The organism is Melioribacter sulfuriphilus (genome assembly GCF_051488685.1).
Taxonomy (GTDB): Bacteria; Bacteroidota; Ignavibacteria; order Ignavibacteriales; family Melioribacteraceae; genus Melioribacter.
This window is the reverse complement of the sequence record NZ_JBPSEH010000011.1, coordinates 35,762-54,212: the sequence shown is the minus strand read 5'-3', so window position 1 is coordinate 54,212 and position 18,451 is coordinate 35,762. Positions and strand designations below refer to the sequence as shown.

Sequence of the window (18,451 nt, the reverse complement as noted above, 5' to 3'; positions counted from 1 at the left end):
AAAGATAAAAGTTAGTGGTCAATCTGATTACAGACTGACCACTGATCCAATAAGCGGCACAAAAATAAGCTACATTATTTCAGCAGCATCATTTTTTTGGAGGCAACAAAGTTTTTACCGTTTGTACCTGTAGCAGATAATGTATAGATGTACAAACCGCTACTTAGATTAGAAGCGTTGAAGTTGAAGGAATGATTTCCAGCAGAGAGATTTTTTTCGGTCATTTCATATACCTTTTGACCCAGAACGTTGTAAATGGTCAAAGTAACGGTGGCTTGTTCTGGCAAACCGAAACGAATTGTAGTAGTCGGATTAAAAGGATTGGGATAATTATTACCGAGATAATATTGATTTGGAACATTATTATCGTATGTTTCAACAGAGACAAGATTTTCTTTTGTAATGAATGCTGAGAGGCTATCGCCCGGGATATAAACAAATTTCGCATTCGTCATGGAATCTCTCAGAGCTGCAAGATACTGGTCTCGGTTTGCTAGATAAATAGCTTTTTTATCCGGGAACCAGTTCAAATCGCCAAGCGGCAATCCGTCGGTACCTCCCGTAAGTAAAGTATCATTCGTATAACTCAAATCAAATTTCGGAGGCCAATTCAGTATCGGTTGACCTTCTGCATCGTAATCAACTACTAATTCAATGCGCCAGTCTGGCCAGGTTGCTCCTTTAAGCCAGTAATATTTATCCCATGCCAGCATACTATCAAGCTTACTGGTATTATTAACAAACATGGGATCAAACTGCCAATAATTTTTTCCTATTGTAAAATCATTATCTACAGTAATCGTGGTATCAACACCTTTTGGCCACAAAAAGCATGGAATAACTTTGTCAGAATCAGATGCAACGAGAGGATTAATTTCCTTGTTCCAGAATTCAGGGAAAGCGGGGTCAAGATAAAATGCATTCATACCTTCATAGAGTGATATAGAATCCAGCTTTTCGGCTATTTCATAATGATGCTCCCATGTTGTAAAAGGTGCTTCATAAAAATTCGTTCTTAGAGTCCGTCCTCTATAACTCCAGTTATAATAAATATTATTTGCCTGCAAAGCTTCGTACCAGTGTAGTTCATGCCCATTTATCTGCATATTGAGAAAAGTATTATGAACTTCGATTTGCTTTGATGTAAAGAAATTGCCACCGTTGCCAAATAACCTGCCTGAATTGATTGAGGTATTGTTTTCAAATATAAAGTTTTTTACACCTGCATCGATACGGAGGAGCATACCGTTAAAAGGTGAGCTGGCTTTACGAACCATATTGATAAAAAGACAGTTGGTAACACTGATTGTATCAGCATAAGCCTGGTTTCTCATTGTAAACCACTGACATTCGCCAAATGCACAATTGTCATAAATTACTTTATTCCCTCCTTGATTAACTATAAACGCGCCAACAAGTTCACCATTAGATAGATTGCCATCGAAAATGACATTTTTAAGCTTAACGCTTCCGCCACTTTTGATATGGATCATATCTCTTGCAGCTCCATTTGCAGCGGGAATTTGCAAGAATACAGGCGGTGCAGTTTGATTTTTGATCCATGTATTGTCAGGTCCTAAAATAACAAGGTCAAAATCGACATCGAGAGTACCATCAAATGCATAAATCTTGCCGCTTTCGGCTAAATAAACAGTCTTAGCTGGATCGTGCGTCCCGTCAGCGAGTGTATCTGCAGCAATTTGCACATTTACAAATTGATTTGGATCCAGCACCTTTTGTGCAAGTAAATACGGCGATAGCATAACAAAAAACATAAAAAGTAATACTAACTTTTTCATTGAGTCCTCCTAGATTTTAATTTGATAATTAATTTAATGGGAGCATTTGGCATTGTGATTAAAATTTTCACTTAAATTTCATCACCTCCTTTATTTCATAACCTTGCAAAAGGAAAGATAGCTTAAAACGAATATCGTATTCCCAGATCAGCTGTCGTACCATAATACTCGACACCTGAAAGTTTTTCCAGAACACTTACATATTGACGATCCGGTTCATTCGTTATATTATTAATGTTGAGATAAATTTGAAGACCTTTTAGCCACGGAAGTTTTTGATATGCAGTAAAATCCCATCGTGAATAAGGCGAGGTATATGAGTCTAATTCCTGATAAACTGTATGAGCACTTCTTAAAACATTATCAGTATACTGGAACGATAGCCTTGCGGAGAAATCACCTATGTCATAACCGACAGTTAAGTTCAAAATATCATTGGGTTGATTAACTAATCTGCCCGAGCGAGTTGTATCAATATAAGTATATTTTTTAAAGATGCCGCTGCCTATTGCTACACTTTTGAAGTATGGATAACGAGTTTGAGAATTTATATGTGTATAGTTGATATTTAGGACCAGCCCTTTAAGGAAAGATGGCATGTACCAGAAATGAGTTTGCCAGTCTACTTCAAAACCTCGTACATAAGATTTTTCTTCGAGATTTGTCCAGGTATAAATAGTTGTTCTTTGATTTGGAGTTAGCGGGTAGCGATAATTTATTTTGGAAGCATCTTTGGTAAAGTAAGTAATAGGTACAATTAAATTCTCAATTTCTTTATAAAATAATCCTGCTGTGAAAAGTCCAATGTAATTATCATAAACAGAGACATAAGCATCATAATTTTGTGTGATGGCAGATTTTAGATAAGGATTACCCATGCGTAAAACAGGATCTCCGTAAGTATCGATAAAGAGATAAGGGGAGACAGCACGATAGTCGGGATAAATAATACTTTTTGTGCTTGCCAGGCGAATGTCAAGCCAATTTGTCGGTTTAATACGCAGTAAAATTTGAGGGAACCAATTTTCACCTTTTGTTGAATCCCAGTGTACTTCTTTATAGTCATAATAATATTCGCCCGGTGTTGTCAAGCGACCAAATACATACGTTGAATCTGCAGTATAATCGAAACCAAATTTTTCATATCTTACACCTGGAGTCAAAGTAATAAATTTCCCGATGTTCATTTCGGTCATTACATAAAAGGCATAGAAGTTTCTTGTATAGTGATAATCATACTGAGTCGACTCAAGGGGTGAAATAAGATAGTACCCGTATTCTTTAGCCAGATCAGCTAAATGATGCATTTTCCAGATCGAGACTTTATTATAGAAAACATTGCTGCCAATTCCTTCCTCGCCAGATAGAAAATCGCCGATATCATATTCTGGATCGGCAAATAAAGAAGCCTTGAGACCGTTATCCTGGGTAGAAATGCCAAGGTCTGTCCATATTACATCTCTTAGCAAAGTATTGAAATCCAGGGCAAGACCTCCTCTATCTACATCAATACCCCACGCAGTTTCGTCATTTTTTCTAGTATTCCTTTCGTATTTACCGCCTAATTTTACTTCGCCTCTAATAAAACTTAAAAAATTATACGGCATTTTAACATTTAAGATGGCCGATTGAGCAGTTTCATCGACATCACGTTTGAGAGTGCTGGCGTTATTAATAATTTTATCCTGCTCAAGAACCTGCAGATGATTTAAAAGCATACTCGGGGAAACCTGATTTTCTTTACCGGCTATAACAGAATCTGGCACCCAACCCTGAACACCACCAGAGCGAGTTCTCATGTCGAGTGTCAGATCACCAGGATGACGTTGCGTGGTAATTGAATTAGAAAGAGAGAAATCGAGATTTAGATTTAGAAATTCAAATTCACCTTGCAGAGCGTTACTTATGACTGTATTTGTAAATTCCTGGTCATAAGCATACCCTCTCCAATCATACGAGGTTGTGAAATAGTTTCTCTGCTCGACTTGATGCTCTTTTAGACTGCCAATGAAGTTATTTAACAATAACGTGCCGTTTGTGAACTGATAATCAAACACAAGGCTACCACCCAATCTTTTCCTATCTCTAACTATGTCATAAATATTGACATCATTTAATAGTGTCGGTATTAGTCCCTCATTTGTTATTGATTCAACGTTGGTCGTATAGGAGGCACTTAGTCTATCAGAATTCCTATTGTAATTGTCGAGATAGCCAGAAATTTGTATCCCCAGTTTATTGTTAAAAACACGGTTGCTTACAAGCGCAGTAGCTCTGTAATTACCATAAGGATTGTCGTTAGCCAGCGAAGCATATCCACCTTGCATAGAAAAGTTAGTATGCAAGCCCTCGCGAGCTTTGCTGATTCTAAGATTAACAGTTCCGCCAACGGCATCTGCATCCATGTCGGCGGTAAGAACTTTAGTAACTTCAATGCCAGAGAGAATATTTGGAGCAATCATATTGAGATCGACACTGCGATTTTCACGATCTGTTGATTGTAATCGTACACCATTGACCATCATAACATTATATTGAGGTGAAAGACCTCTTATTGTAACTTTTTGTCCTTCACCACCACTGCGTATTAATGAGATACCGGGTAAGCGAGCTACCGATTCAGCAGCGTTTACATCCGGTATATCTTTAATGCGGTCGGACGATACGATATTTTTAATAGTATTTGCTGAGAGTTGCTGGTTGATAGCCTCCATCTGTCCTTCTGCCTGAGCTGTAATTACAACCTCGCCTGTTTCAAGAGCCACGTATTCAAGTTCAACATCAAGTTCAATAGTTTTACCTGCGACCACCGTAACAGGTATTCTTTCATCTTTGTAACCCAGATATTTTACAATCAGAGTATAATTTCCGGGGGGAACGCTACGGATGTAATATTCACCTTCAAATGATGCTGCAGCGCCAATACTGGTACCTTCCAATAATACATTTGCACCCGGGAGAACTTCGCCTGTTTCTTTATCCAGAACTTTACCTCTTATTCTGCCCGAGCTCTGAGCCTGAATAATACCTGCCATACACAAGATTAGAATCAAACACTTGAGTATTGTCTTACTTACTTTCATAACTTAACTCCCTTTTTAATTAGAGAATTATTAATTATAGAATTATTTTTTCATCTCAATACTTTATTATATCGTTCGATGTTTTTATCAAAATAGTCTTTGTTATTGGGTAAATAGGTCTTCAGTTTGGAGGAATTACCGACAATTTCTCTCCACTCATTGATATTCTTAACAATCCCCTTTGAAATTGCCTGCACTCCGATATTACCCAACACCGCTCCTTCAACCGGCCCGGCAATTACTTCGCATCCTGTTGCGTCTGCCGTTAATTGAGTAAGTAGTTCGTTTTGAATACCACCACCAACTACATGAAGTCGTTCTATTTTTTTAGCGGTAACCGATTCGATTTTTTTTAATGTATCCCTGTAACTGTATGCAAGACTTTCGATTATAACCCTGATGACAAACCCGTAATTATTGTCGTGCTTTTGTGCGGTCTCTTTTAGAAAAGCAATTATTTTTTCGGGCATATCGCCTGATTTTAAAAATCTCGAATCAGAAAGGTCTACCCAGGCTCCTGCACTACCATAATTATCAGCCATTTCAGTTAATTCTGCATAAGTAAATTTCTTCTCTTCTTTTTCGTCCCAGTAACGTTTGCATTCCTGAATAGGCCAAAGTCCCAGGATATTTTTTAAGAATCTAATTGTATTGTTAAAACCGCCTTCATTTGTAAAATTATTATTAAGTGCATCATCACTTAATACAGGTTGATTAAGTTCCACTCCCATTAATGACCATGTGCCCGAGCTTAAATATGCCCAGCTATCACTTAAGGCCGGAACACCGACTACAGCCGAAGCAGTATCGTGACACGTTGTAGCTATAACAGATATGTTTGGATCCAGCTGGGTTAAATTTGCCGTCGAAGCTGAAATTTTTCCCAGTACTAAACCTGGTTCAATAAGTTTTGGGAAAATGCCCTTCCTGAGACCTAAAGCTTCAATAACTTCCCAGCTCCAATTTCTGGTAACAGGATTAACCAGTCCTGAAGTTGATGCAATCGAATACTCGGATACTTTTTCTCCAGTAAGCAAAAAATTTAGGAAATCAGGGATAAAAAGAATTTTATCGGCGACGTCCAAAAGACTTGCTTTTCTTTTTCGTTCGGATAATAATTGATAAATGGTATTAATCTGAACGAATTGTATGCCGGTGGATTTATATATTTTTTCTTTAGGCAAGAGTAAGAAAGCTTCTTCCATCATATTATCAGTACGATCGTCCCTGTAATGGTAAGGATATCCAAGAAGTCGGTTTTCGGAATCGAGCAGTACATAGTCCACTCCCCATGTATCGATACCAATCCCGTCGAAATAATTACCGAACTCTTTCTTTGCCTTTTTCAGTCCTTCGATAATTTCTTCATAAATTGCCAGAATATCCCAGTGGAATCCGTAATCATATTTAATTGATGGAGTTCTGAAACGATGCACTTCGTGGAGAGATATAATTTTATTATTTAAAAGACCCACCATGCATCTGCCGCTTTCGGCGCCGATGTCGAATGCAATAAATTTTTTTTCAGCCATAAATTACCCGTGATTATTATTTGTCGAAAGAAAGATTGATATTCTTTTTAAGAGAAAAGATGAGCCTATGATTCTATGAAGTTAAATGGGAATAACCCGTTTGTACAAATAAATCTATTACCTATTTAATTTGCTTCGATAAAAGAATAGATAATTAGTAGAAATGGAAAAGAAAGAAACCCCAAGGAAAAATGTCCAGACATTTTACGCTATCTTTTGAGTATGCTGTATTCTACTGTTACGTCTTCGTAATCGTCGTAGCTTTTTTTATTTTCGAGCATATCGATAAGGATGTCGGTAGCAGTTTTTCCAATTATATATGGATTTTGCTGGACGGAATAGTACGGCACACCAAGACGGGAAACAATCGTGTTATCGCCAAATTCGCCAAGGAGTATATCATCTGGAATAGAAAGATTCTTATCGAGAATAGCTTTGCCTGCGCCATAAGTAATCAAGCCACCGATACTAATTACAGCGTCGATTTTAATGCCGGTATTTAGAAGGCCTGTCATTTTATTATAGCTGTCTTCAATGCTACGGAATGTTTGAAGTACGAGGTCGGGATTAAAATCGATGTTATTATCCTCGAGTGCTTTTTTATAGCCCTGGAAACGGTCCTCGCAAACAGGTATGAGTGTATTCGGTCCAAGAAAAAGGATGTTTCTGCGACCTTCTTTAATCATGTCGGTTGTAAGTTCGTAGGCAGCGTCGACGTCGTTAATTTTAACGGTAGTAAATGGCAATTGATGAATTTTACGATCCCAGCACACAATTTTGATTCCTTCTTCGTCCATTTTTTTGTAGAGTTCTAAATTTTCGTCACCGCCAACAGCATTCAATAAAATACCGTCCACGCCGATATCCGATAAGAATTCAATTTTTTTCCTTTCTTTTTTAGCATCCTCGTCGTGAACCATTAAAATGCATTCGTATCCTTCGTTGCCCGATTCTTCATACATACCTCGAACAGCTTCTGAGAAAAACGAAATTCTGAGATCAGGAATGAGGACGCCCAGGATTTTGCTCCTGTTTGTAATAAGCGATCGAGCCAAAATATTCGGGCGATAGCCCATCTCTTTACACTTTTCTTTAACAAGAGTTTTGGTTTCTGAAGAAATATCGGTTGAATCTCTCAGTGCTTTTGACACAGTAGCAGGAGTAAGAGATAGTTCGGTAGCTATATCTTTAAGGGTAACTTTTTTCTTTTTAATGCTCACAGTCAAAACTCAAAAGTAGTATTATTGATGGCTAATATTACGATATAAAGTAATTAATTTCAAGAGTATTTAAGGAGAAGGTCTGGGTACAGCTCCGCCACGTAAGTCCCAAATTTTGAATGACTTATAGAGAAAAAGGAGAAATAAACAACAGTCGGAAAAGGTTTTCGAAAACCTTTAAGTAATTTAACCCTAAAAAAGAGCCTTCTAAGCTCCTCGTACCATTACTTAAACGTTTTCGATGTCGACAGGAAAATATTAAGAATATTTTCTTCTGTCAAGTTATTTTTTTAGTATAAAACTTTTTTTATCCGCCATTCTTAACGTCTATTTTCACGTCAATCAAACTATTTAAATACTCTGCAGGATGATAAACTTTTTCTATAGTTTCAGAATAATTTTTTAATTGCTCTCTACAAGAAGTTCCACTTGCCAGTATTATTATTTCGTCCTTGTTTCCAAATTTATTCTTTATTTGTTCCCACAAACTGATCCCTAATGACTTACTGATTTTATAGTAATGCTTTTTATATCCAAAACTGCCGGCCATCCCGCAACATTCTTGAGTCGATACTTCTACGTTGAAATCGAGCTTTTTAAAAAACTCAGAAACTTCATTTCCCAGACCAATCGACTTCAATTGACAATGTCCATGATAAAATATTTTCTCGCTGACTGGTTTAATAATTTTTCTTAGAAAATTTATATCGATTATTCCATCAGCAATCTTTCGATTCAAATACTCGAACATATCAAAACATCTTCCTTTTATTCCGTTAAACAATTTATCGTCATGTAATAACTTTTTGTAATCAGAGCGTATCATAGCCAATACACTCGGTTCGAGTACGATGATATCGTAGCCCTCGTCTATTAAGTTTTTTAGATAAGATGCTGTTTGTGCTGCTTTTTTTTCTGCGTATTGAATCATGCCCTGCGACAACGCTGCTCGCCCGTCATCAAATACCTTGCTAATTTCCGCATGAATTCCAAGTTTATCTAATAATTCAATTGCACTCAGGCCTACATTGGGATTATTGTAATTTGTAAAGACATCCGCAAAGACAATAATTTTTTGTTTTCTCTTATCGGTACTTATTGATTCTCTTTTTTTATACAATTCAATAAACGTATGTTTGGGGAATTCAGGAATTTTTATTTCTTTTTCGACTCCTAAGAAATTATCCATCAATAGTTTAACTGGACTCAACTTCATAAAATTATTTACGATCGAAGGAAATTTAGCAGCAATCTTCGCCAAAGAGCTGAAGTAAGCAAAGAATATCTTTTGAAAAGAAGGAGCCTCGAGTTTTAATAATCTATTCTTGATAACTGTATTCAAAGCCGGTATATCAATTTTAACCGGACAATTTGGAATGCAACGTGAACAGCCAGTACACAGTTCTGCGAAACGTCCTTCTTCCAGTTTACCGGTAGTTCCGACAGCCCAGCTTGCGCCGATACCACCGGTATAACATTCGCCTCCGAATGCGTGTCCTCCTACAGTCTGAAAATTTGCGCATACATTCATACAAGCACTACATCTAATACAGTAGAGTGCTTCTTTTAAATCGGGATCATCTCTCATATTCATTCGACCGTCGTCGATTAAAACCAGATAGAATTTTCTCTCTTTATCGGATCTTTTGTTAAGATTGAGTACTGGCGCTTTCAAAGGAGGTTCAAGTATATTAGTGTAGGACGTCAACACCTGCCCGGTAGCACTGGCAGCGAGTAATTCGATAAAAATTCCAAAATCTTTTCTGGTGGGAATAATTTTTTCAATGCCAGCAATTGCGATGTGAATTGCTGGCAGATGCGTCGTCAATCTTATATTCCCTTCGCTCTCAACCAGAAGGATTGTCCCTTCTTCTGCAGAGATTAAGTTTGCACCTGTAATTCCAACATCTGCTTTGAGAAATTTTTCGCGTAACGTTTTGCTGGCAAATGCAGTCAATTCTTCTCCTGTTTCAAGAGGGTCAGTAGTTTTAATATTTTCTTTGAAGAGCTTTGAAATGCTTTCCCGGCTGCGGTGAATTGCAGGGGCTACAATATGCGAAGGCTGTTCATTGGATAACTGCAAAATAAATTCTGCCAGGTCGGTTTCGACCACTTCGATATTTTCTTTTTTAAGTGTTTCGTTCAATTTAATTTCTTCTGAAGTAATCGATTTGGATTTTACGGCTAATTTAACCGAATTTGCCAGGCAGATTTCTTTTATGAAATTTACAGCTTCCTTTTTATCTTTTGCATAAAATACTGTTCCCCCTCGCGCTTCGATTGTTTCAGTAAGTTTTTCGATCAAGAAGGGGAGATTCCTGATCGAGTTCTCTTTGATTTCACGTGCCCTCACCTTTAGTCTTTCATAATCCTCAATTTGACTTATTGCCCTGTAACGTCCATTATTAAAAGTTTGTGTGTTATGTCGAATTGAATCGGTTTCAAATGCCAGAGAATAATCGATTGCTTTAAATAAATTATCTTTAATAGCTTTGCTTGCAAAATCTTTCGGATGAATTGATTTATCGTTCATTACTCTTCCATTACAATTATATGCAATTTACCTGGTCCGTGTACACCCCGCACCAGAGGTCCCATGTCGGCTGTAGCGCTCGGCCCTGTTATGATTGAGTAACTCCCATTCAAAAATATATTTCCTTTTTCTTCGTCAAAAAGTTCGCGCGGTCTGCTTACAATATTTTTAACGTCGAGTATTACTATATGATTTCGTACTAACATGGAAATATAACTTGTATAGTCGTCGAGAATTGGAACTACAACCGAGCCCGAAGAAGCGATGCCGCATATTGCTGGTGTAATTCCCGTGCGGGTATTTTTTAATTTCTCTTTGTCGAAACTTTTTAAATATTTTTTTTCATCGAATAGCCTCTCGAAAAAACTGTGTTCTATAATGCCTGGATTCGATACGAGTATTTCATTTTCGCCTTCAGTAATTTTTTGTAAAGTTGATTTAATTGAGGAAATGTCCCCTCTTACCGTAACTACATTTGCACAGGCAGCCTCTGCATTGATTATAAACTCTTTCAACAATTCTTCTTTTGTTTTCATTAATTTTTTTTATCCAGAAATTTTTTTACCTCAGAGGCAACAATGAACTCTTCGTTAGTAGGTATAATTGCAATTTTAACACGTGAATTTTCGCTTGATATCAACCCTTCTTTAGGATTCATTTCGTTCTTTTGGTCATCGAGGATGACACCGAGATTTTCCATGTTTTCCGTAATCCTTTTTCTCAATAAAATGCTATTTTGTCCTCCACCAGCAGTAAATACTATACAATCAGCACCATTAAGTATTGCAAGATACTCTCCAATATACCTTTTCACGTTATAGACAAAAGTATCGAAAGCGAGTTTTGCGCGGTAATTGCCTTTCCCCATTTCTAATTCAATATCTCTTAAATCGCCCGATCTAATGCCGGAGATACCATAGAGTCCACCTTTTGTCATTAATATTTCGACTGTATCTTCGATTGATAGATTTTCTTTTTGCATTAAGTAAAGAAGTGCATACGAATCGAGGTCGCCAACACGTTTGGCATTTATCAAACCACATTGAGGACTCATTCCCATCGAAGTATCAATCGATACTCCATTTTTAATGGCACAGACCGAAGAACTGCCGCCAAGATGACACGAAATTACTTTGTTTGCATCGAACAATTCTTTTGCGCGCATTGCAATATAACGATGCGATGCACCGTGAAAGCCATACTTTCTAATTCCATGTTTTTCGTAATATTCATAAGGGATCCCGTACATATAAGCTTCGGGAGGAATATTTGTATGAAAATGTGTTTCGAACAAACCAACTAAAGGAACGGAGTGCAACAGATCTTTGAAAATCGATATGGCAGTTAAATAAACGTCTGTGTGTACCGGAGCCAGAGGACGATATTCTTTCATTGCTTCTAAAACTTCTTCACTTAATTCAACGCATCCCGATATTCCTTTTGCATGAACAGTTTTGAAACCAACCGCTGAAATCTCGTCTGTCGAATATTTTTCTTTAAGTGCAGTTAAAGTCATATCAACTGCTGAATAATAATCTTTAATCTCAAGATAATTTATAATTTCTTTCTCTCCTTTGAAAGCATATCTGAATATTGCATCCTTTTGACCTATCTTTTCAACTACTGCCTGAAACACTATATCCATATTTTCGGCATCATAAAACTTGCACTTGTACGATGTGCTACCCGGGTTAGCAATTAATATTTTCATGGCGATCTATTTTGTTAATTTATTCTTTAAGTTTGCCATCACCTGTTCCACAATATCCTGAATCATACTTTCATTTAATTTCTGTGGCTGAGTGTTTTTAGTTTGAGTTATTGGCAGAGGATCCGTACTGCAGACTGTAACTCTTCCTGGTAGATTGAATTTCTCTCTCAAACCAAGCAACCGATCGCGTTCTTCAGGCGAAAGAATATTTAAATTGCCCAATTGAATGGCTTTCCAGACAATGCTGGCAGTGTGTTCAAGAGTTTCCATTTTATAATAAGCATTGAACAAGTCACTGCCAAGAGTGAGAGCCCCGTGGTTTTCGAGCAAGATTGCATCCGAGTTTTTAATGTAAGGTCGAATTTTATCTGGTATTTCAGAGGTGGATGGTAAACCGTAAGGGGCTATAGGCACAGCACCTATTACAATAATTGCTTCTGGCAATACGCATTTGTCCAGAGGGATGCCGGCAACCGCGAAACTTGTTGCAAATGGCGGATGCGCATGTACCACAGATTTGATATCGGGTCGTTCTTTGTAGACTTCGAGATGCATTTTTAATTCGCTCGAAGGACGATATTTCGAATTTTTTGTAATTACGTTCCCTTTTCTATCACATTTAATTATCATGTCGGTTGTCATGAAACCTTTACTGACTCCAGTTGGAGTAGTTAAAACCTCATTGTCGTTTAATAAAACTGTTATGTTGCCGTCGTTTGCAGCTACATATCCCCGCGTCCAGATCCTTTTACCGACCTCCACAATATGTTTACGTAGTTCCCATTCGTTTTGCATGGTTTATTCCTTTATTATTATTTTCTTTTGTAAACATCTAAATAAAATATCCAATATTTTTCTGAACATGCAATATAATCTTTATAAATGCCAGCTGATATTTTATAATTCAGTTTTGTTATAATCAATTTTGTCTACGATGGCAATAATAAGCGTCCTGATGGGGGCCAGGTTGAGACCGAAAATAGATTGAGCCACACCTGGGGCGCCACCACAAACAACAATGTCGCCCACACCAGCTCCAATATAATCGAGAGCCACATGTTCATCTTCTAATATCGTACCGTCTGGAAGCACAGGTCTAACGACATAAACTTTTTTACCGTTATAAGCTTCGTGCTTAACGACGGAAACTATTTTTTTTGTAACTTTTGCAAGATACATTAAACCACACTTTCAACTAATTCAACTATGCTTGCATTAACGGGCGCAAATCCTGAATCGAACGCTTGCGTCGCGTCGGTGCTTGTAACGTAGACCACCAGGTCGCCTTCGGCAGCAATATTTTTTGGATCGGCTACTACAATTGGATTGCCGATCGGTTGTATTTCCGACGAAACAGGTTGAACGATATACAAATGACATCCTTCCAGTTCTTTAACTTTTTTAGATGCCCAGGTTTTTCCAATAACTATTCCCAATTTCATGACTAAGCTGTAATCTTTTTAGTAATCTGGACGTCATCAATAATAGCTACAATAACTGCATCGATTGGAGAATCTTTTGTAATTTCCGTCATACGGGCAGACGAACCATAAGTCAAAAGTACAAAATCGCCATCGCCTGCTTGAACGGCATCGATTGCCACATGGTACGAGCCGATCGGTTTCCCCTCGTGATTGACTTCTTTACATAGTAGCATTTTTTTCCCTATTAATTTAGGATCTTTATGAGTTGAAACTACAGTTCCTATTACTTTTGCAAATATCATTATTTAATATCACGATTAAATGATTCTTCCAATTCATCTACCGGTCGTGGAATTACCAGTTGAGAAATAACCTCTCCGACTCTGGAGGCTGCTTCGTTGGCAGCGTCGATTGCCGCGCGTACTGCAGCCACATCGCCTTCAATTACAAACGAAACGTATCCGCTTCCCACCTGCCGCCATTCCACAATATCGACATTAGCGGCTTTTACCGCTGTATCGACACCTAATATTAAAGGCGCAAAGCCTTTTGTTTCCAGAATACCGATTGCATTTTTAATTGCCATTGTATGCTCCTTCCATTAATATTTTTATACAAATCTGAAAGATTTATGCGTCATTATACGGCGTTTTCTAACAAAGTGAATTGGAGTACAAATGCCTTCACCGGTTGGCGTTGCAATTGTGTGAGAAAAATAACCTTCACCGAGGTCGCCGCCATTTCCTCTCAAAGTTCCGCCGTTAATTACATGAACGTCACAGTCCAAAATGCGAGTAAATCGTGTGACCCGCTCTATATCCTTTGAAAAAATACTGGCAGTGTGTTTAAAACCGTGCTCTGCTTTTAATGCAGCCTGAAGCCCTTCTTCGAAATCTCTTACTCTCACAACTGGTATGCAGCAAGTCATCTGTTCAGCAACCACCCAGGGATGATTCTTTTCAACTTCACCGAACAGTAAAGGTACATCCTGCTGCAATTTGAGACCTATTGCACTTCCTAAAAAGGCGGCACTTTTCCCAGCGAATTCTCTTTTTATCAACCAGTGTTTGCCCGATAATTCAAGAGCTTTTTCAGCCAGTCGATTCATCTCTTCGTTTGAAAGGCGATAATTCCCTGCTTTTTTCATTTCATCCATAAATTGTTCAAAGACAGTATCGACAACAAAAATTTCTTTTTCAGCGATGCAAAGAATATTGTTGTCGAAACTTGCACTCATAGTAATCTCTTTTGCTGCGAGTTCGAGGTCGGCGGTTTCGTCAACTAATACAGGAGGATTTCCTGGACCAGCCGCAATAACTTTTTTGAGATACTGCAGAGCCATTTTAACCACCTGAGGTCCCCCGGTGACCGACAAAAGTTCAACTTTTTCATGTCCAAACAAAATTTTTGCCGTTTCAAGCGTGGGCTCGGCAACGCAGGTTACCAGATTTTTCGGAGCACCTGCGGCGACCATATATTTATTTGCAAGTTGAATTACTTTTGCACTCACCTTTTTAGCCGACGGATGTGGATTAAAAACAATCGTATTTCCGCCTGCCAATTGAATTATGATATTGTTAATTATAGTGGGACCAGGGTGTGTACTTGGTGAAATATTACCAATAACACCAAACGGCGCATATTCGTCAATTGCCAGACCGTTTTTGCCCGACCATGCTTTTGGATATAAATATTCTACCCCGGGACTATGATTAGCGGCATTCACAAATTTTGCTATTTTATGGTCGACACGCCCCATCCCTGTTTCTTCAACAGTCATTTCAGCTAATTCTTCTTTATTTTCGAGAGCCATTTTTCGTACTGCATCGATAAAATTTTTACGGCACTGAAGGCTTCTTTCTTTATACTTCTGGAAAGCTTCGTGAGCGGCTTCGACTGCTTCGTTCATATCAGTATATACTCCCCAATCACCCTTGTCCGAGCTTACTTCAGCTGAACGGGTCATTGTTTGCGACACTACTTTTTCGACTACCTGTTCGACAATTTTTCTAATTTCATTTTCGTTCAGATTCACTGCAATCCTCGTTTAGCTTTTATTACTTCTTCAAATTTAGAGGTTCAATAGGAAATTTACCCGACAATTTTTCTGAAGGACGAGGGATAATAATTTGGGATAATACATTTCCAATATTCGAAGCTGCCTGTGTGCCGGCTTCTACAGCAGCTTTAACGGCAGCTACGTCGCCTCTTATAACAATGCTCACTCTGCCGCCTCCTACTTTAATCCATTGTGCTAATCTGATATTGGCGGACTTAACTGCTGCATCAGCAGCTTGAATTGCAGCCGTAAAACCCAGGGTTTCAATTATTCCCAATGCTTCCAGCATATCATGCTCCTATTTTTTTAACATTAATAGTTCGAAGACTTCCTCGTGTGCCGACGGTATAATATTGGTACAGACCAATTCTCCCACTCGTGCAGCCGCTTCTGCACCTGCTTCGACAGAAGAACGGACAGCACCCACTTCACCTCTTACCAGAGCAGTTACATATCCTCCGCCTATTTCAACGCGCTTCACAAATTCTACATTTGCCGTTTTAAGCATGGCGTCGATTGCATTAACTGCTCCTGTATTACCTCTTGTTTCGATAAAACCAAGAGCAACTCCTTTTGTCATTTTTTCTCCTATCCGATTTGTTTATAATTTATTTTTATTCTTCTTTGATTCAAAAACTCTTTTGCGCCAGGTGTAATAACTGTGCCTGTGGGAATTATAATCTCAGAAAAGTTTTTTTCAATCTGCATTAGCATGTTTTCTGTAAGCACAGGTGTTTTGAAATTACTCATATCAATCTCGAATGAGTCGTTTTTACTTTTCTCGATTTCTTCATAGGTAAATTCGTAACCTCTCTTTTCTAATTCTTTTATAACTTCTTTAATAATTACTTCGATTAGTGTTTTGATATTAATTTTGTCCAAGACTAACTTTTTTGTTTTTTGTAAATAATTTTATTCCCGTGTGAAACCGAGTCGACAATTCCGATGATCGTATTGTCGGTTGCTACCTCTTTAGTTTGTGCTGTTAATCTTGCCGATGATGACGAGCAAAGCAAAACAATATCCCCTTGACCGGCATTAACTGTATCGATACACGCGGCAGTGTGAGCAGTCTGTTCTAAATTTTCATTAAGATAATTAACCACAAGAATTTTCAAGCCTTTCATTCTACCTGCTTTTCTGGTTGAGACTACGTTTCCTATGACTAGACCAAATTTCATATTTACATTTTCCCCAAAAATTCGGCATACACTTCGCCTTTTATGAATGCTGCATTTGCGTCGTCTGTATCAAGGTGCATCTGAAGCCGCCAATTGTCATTAATTCTAATCAAAACATTTTCGAATATAGTGCTTTTGATTCCTGCTATTCTAACCTTACAATTGTCGCCGTTCTTGACTCCAAGAGCGAGAGCGTCTTGAGAATTCATGTGAATATGTCTATTTGCAATTATTGCGCCTTTTTCTAGGAAAACCGAGCTATTAGGACCAACGAGGGTAATAGGGGCCGCTGAATCGAGTGAGCCCGAGTTTGTAACCGGCGGTTCCAGCCCGAGATAGATCGAATCAGTAAGTGAAACTTCTACCTGATCATACTTTCTCAAAGGCCCAAGTATTCTTACATTCTCGATACATCTCATTTTTGGTCCGACGATTGTGAGTGTCTGTTTCGAGGCAAATTCTCCCGGTTGATATAAAGGGCGCATAACTTCGAGGTTAGCATCTAAACCGAAGAGTTTTTTAAATGTCTTTTCGGTAAGATGAACGTGCCTGTTTGACACACCTACGGGGATTGGAGGGAAGGTACTTCTAAAGAAAGTGCTATACTTTCTTTCAATCGAGCGGGAAATTTCATCAACTATAGCTGTAATAAACTTTTTCTCTTCCGAGTCGTAATTTTTAGCCGCATCATTATTTATGTCGAAGCCGGGCAAAACAACCCTCCTCTTATTTAATTTTATAAAGAGGACAAGAAACAGAGTCTAAATTCAATAACGAAAAGGTTTTCGAAAACCTTTAAGCGAATCTAACACTTCCTCATTCTTTTGTCAAGTAGATTGCTCAATTTTTTATTAAAATTTACCGCCTGTCAATTTTTTTAACGACTCAAATAACTTTAATCCATCATTTATTCTTAAATTGTGTTCCATTTTATTTTTTACTGAAAATGATGGACATGAAAAATAAGAAGACGGGTCTTGCGCTTGGTACAGGCGCCGCAAGAGGACTTACTCATATTGGAGTGCTTAAAGCCATTGAAGAATACGGAATTCAAATTGATTACATATCGGGCAGTAGTATTGGTGCATTGATAGGTGGCGCTTATGCAATGGGAATGAGCGCAAAAGAAATTGAAGAAATTGCCCTTAAGACCAACTGGAAATTGATGGCTAAAATTTTTACCCCTACTTTATCTTTATCATCCCTTGTTAATTCAGATTATCTGGATGAATTTTTGAGTACTATTTTCGGCGGCAAAAATTTTAATGACCTAAAGATTCCATTCTCTGCAATTGCCACCGATATTTTAACCGGTAAAATGGTGGTTCTTGACAAGGGAGATTTGACAACTGCTATACGTGCCAGTATCTCTCTGCCGATTATTTTTTCTCCGGTTACTTACGGTAAATATAAACTTCTTGACGGAGGATTGGTTAATCCGACTCCTGTGGATATTGTAAGGAAACAAAATATCGATACCGTTATTGCCGTCAACTTACGAAGATTCGAAACCTATGGAATAAATCAAATTCACGAAACGGAAAACAAAAAGATGTCCGACAACGAACTCAAAAAGTTATCACTAAACGAAAAGATTCAGTACTTTATAAAAAATCCTCTTCATTACATCAATAGCCGGAATGAAACACCCGACCCAAAGTTTTGGGAAATTTTGTATCAGATGTTCATTATAGTCCAAGTTCAAATCAGCGAGCTTACACTACGAATTGCCAGACCCGATATTTTGATCGAGCCGGATACCTGCAAATACAAACTCCTCGAATTCAATAAAGCAGAAGAATTAATTGAAATCGGTTACAGAACTGCAAAAAGTAAGCTGAAACAGATTAAAAATTAATAGCACACAAGTCATTCCTTATTTATGTATTTAATACACTAATTTTATTAA

General features: G+C 37.9%; 19 protein-coding genes. 1 reads left to right on the top strand and 18 read right to left on the bottom strand.

All coding sequences use genetic code 11. The features are described 5' to 3' along the window. Window positions 1-74: 74 nt before the first annotated feature. From ACSSV9_RS13515 to ACSSV9_RS13430, 18 genes are all read right to left on the bottom strand, one after another. Window positions 75-1,799, bottom strand: coding sequence for a T9SS type A sorting domain-containing protein (locus tag ACSSV9_RS13515; RefSeq protein WP_437347791.1), 1,725 nt, complete (start codon window positions 1,797-1,799; stop codon window positions 75-77). 122 nt (window positions 1,800-1,921) lie between these two features. After that, window positions 1,922-4,882 (bottom strand): TonB-dependent receptor, encoded by a 2,961-nt coding sequence (locus ACSSV9_RS13510; RefSeq protein ID WP_437347790.1) that lies wholly within the window; start codon window positions 4,880-4,882, stop codon window positions 1,922-1,924. A gap of 50 nt (window positions 4,883-4,932) precedes the next feature. Continuing rightward, the gene (locus ACSSV9_RS13505; RefSeq protein WP_437347789.1) at window positions 4,933-6,414 is read right to left on the bottom strand and encodes a rhamnulokinase; all 1,482 of its coding nucleotides are present in this window, start codon (window positions 6,412-6,414) and stop codon (window positions 4,933-4,935) included. A gap of 209 nt (window positions 6,415-6,623) precedes the next feature. After that, window positions 6,624-7,634 carry a LacI family DNA-binding transcriptional regulator gene (locus ACSSV9_RS13500; protein ID WP_437347788.1) on the bottom strand — a complete coding sequence of 337 codons (1,011 nt, stop codon included), beginning with the start codon at window positions 7,632-7,634 and terminating at the stop codon, window positions 6,624-6,626. Window positions 7,635-7,941: 307 nt separating this feature from the next. Beyond that, the gene (locus ACSSV9_RS13495) at window positions 7,942-10,167 is read right to left on the bottom strand and encodes an LUD domain-containing protein (RefSeq protein ID WP_437347787.1); all 2,226 of its coding nucleotides are present in this window, start codon (window positions 10,165-10,167) and stop codon (window positions 7,942-7,944) included. Continuing rightward, the gene (locus tag ACSSV9_RS13490) at window positions 10,167-10,703 is read right to left on the bottom strand and encodes an LUD domain-containing protein (protein ID WP_437347786.1); all 537 of its coding nucleotides are present in this window, start codon (window positions 10,701-10,703) and stop codon (window positions 10,167-10,169) included. Before ACSSV9_RS13490 ends, ACSSV9_RS13495 begins: the two co-directional genes overlap by 1 nt. Continuing rightward, window positions 10,703-11,878, bottom strand: coding sequence for an acetate/propionate family kinase (locus ACSSV9_RS13485; protein WP_437347785.1), 1,176 nt, complete (start codon window positions 11,876-11,878; stop codon window positions 10,703-10,705). The genes ACSSV9_RS13490 and ACSSV9_RS13485 overlap by 1 nt, the downstream gene beginning before the upstream one ends. Window positions 11,879-11,884: 6 nt before the next feature. After that, window positions 11,885-12,673: a class II aldolase/adducin family protein gene (locus ACSSV9_RS13480; RefSeq protein WP_437347784.1), complete on the bottom strand. Its 789-nt coding sequence runs from the start codon at window positions 12,671-12,673 to the stop codon at window positions 11,885-11,887. A gap of 102 nt (window positions 12,674-12,775) precedes the next feature. Further along, a complete protein-coding gene (locus ACSSV9_RS13475) occupies window positions 12,776-13,057 on the bottom strand; it encodes a EutN/CcmL family microcompartment protein (protein WP_437347783.1) in 282 nt (93 codons plus the stop codon). Further along, complete coding sequence (locus tag ACSSV9_RS13470) at window positions 13,057-13,320, bottom strand: EutN/CcmL family microcompartment protein (RefSeq protein WP_437347782.1); 264 nt, start codon at window positions 13,318-13,320, stop codon at window positions 13,057-13,059. Before ACSSV9_RS13470 ends, ACSSV9_RS13475 begins: the two co-directional genes overlap by 1 nt. A 2-nt stretch (window positions 13,321-13,322) precedes the next feature. Then, window positions 13,323-13,604 (bottom strand): EutN/CcmL family microcompartment protein, encoded by a 282-nt coding sequence (locus ACSSV9_RS13465; RefSeq protein ID WP_437347781.1) that lies wholly within the window; start codon window positions 13,602-13,604, stop codon window positions 13,323-13,325. Continuing rightward, window positions 13,604-13,888, bottom strand: coding sequence for a BMC domain-containing protein (locus ACSSV9_RS13460; RefSeq protein ID WP_437347780.1), 285 nt, complete (start codon window positions 13,886-13,888; stop codon window positions 13,604-13,606). Before ACSSV9_RS13460 ends, ACSSV9_RS13465 begins: the two co-directional genes overlap by 1 nt. A 24-nt stretch (window positions 13,889-13,912) precedes the next feature. Continuing rightward, window positions 13,913-15,337: an aldehyde dehydrogenase family protein gene (locus ACSSV9_RS13455; RefSeq protein ID WP_437347779.1), complete on the bottom strand. Its 1,425-nt coding sequence runs from the start codon at window positions 15,335-15,337 to the stop codon at window positions 13,913-13,915. A gap of 22 nt (window positions 15,338-15,359) precedes the next feature. Beyond that, window positions 15,360-15,650: a BMC domain-containing protein gene (locus ACSSV9_RS13450; RefSeq protein WP_437347778.1), complete on the bottom strand. Its 291-nt coding sequence runs from the start codon at window positions 15,648-15,650 to the stop codon at window positions 15,360-15,362. 9 nt (window positions 15,651-15,659) lie between these two features. Beyond that, window positions 15,660-15,941: a BMC domain-containing protein gene (locus ACSSV9_RS13445; protein ID WP_437347777.1), complete on the bottom strand. Its 282-nt coding sequence runs from the start codon at window positions 15,939-15,941 to the stop codon at window positions 15,660-15,662. Between the two features lie 8 nt (window positions 15,942-15,949). Next, window positions 15,950-16,243 carry an HAD family hydrolase gene (locus ACSSV9_RS13440; protein ID WP_437347776.1) on the bottom strand — a complete coding sequence of 98 codons (294 nt, stop codon included), beginning with the start codon at window positions 16,241-16,243 and terminating at the stop codon, window positions 15,950-15,952. A gap of 2 nt (window positions 16,244-16,245) precedes the next feature. Further along, window positions 16,246-16,542 carry a EutN/CcmL family microcompartment protein gene (locus ACSSV9_RS13435; protein WP_437347775.1) on the bottom strand — a complete coding sequence of 99 codons (297 nt, stop codon included), beginning with the start codon at window positions 16,540-16,542 and terminating at the stop codon, window positions 16,246-16,248. Between the two features lie 2 nt (window positions 16,543-16,544). Next, complete coding sequence (locus ACSSV9_RS13430; protein WP_437347774.1) at window positions 16,545-17,255, bottom strand: PduL/EutD family phosphate acyltransferase; 711 nt, start codon at window positions 17,253-17,255, stop codon at window positions 16,545-16,547. A 242-nt stretch (window positions 17,256-17,497) separates the two neighbouring features. On the opposite strand from ACSSV9_RS13430, the gene ACSSV9_RS13425 reads away from it, so the two are divergent. Beyond that, window positions 17,498-18,400: a patatin-like phospholipase family protein gene (locus ACSSV9_RS13425; RefSeq protein ID WP_437347773.1), complete on the top strand. Its 903-nt coding sequence runs from the start codon at window positions 17,498-17,500 to the stop codon at window positions 18,398-18,400. Window positions 18,401-18,451 lie beyond the last annotated feature (51 nt).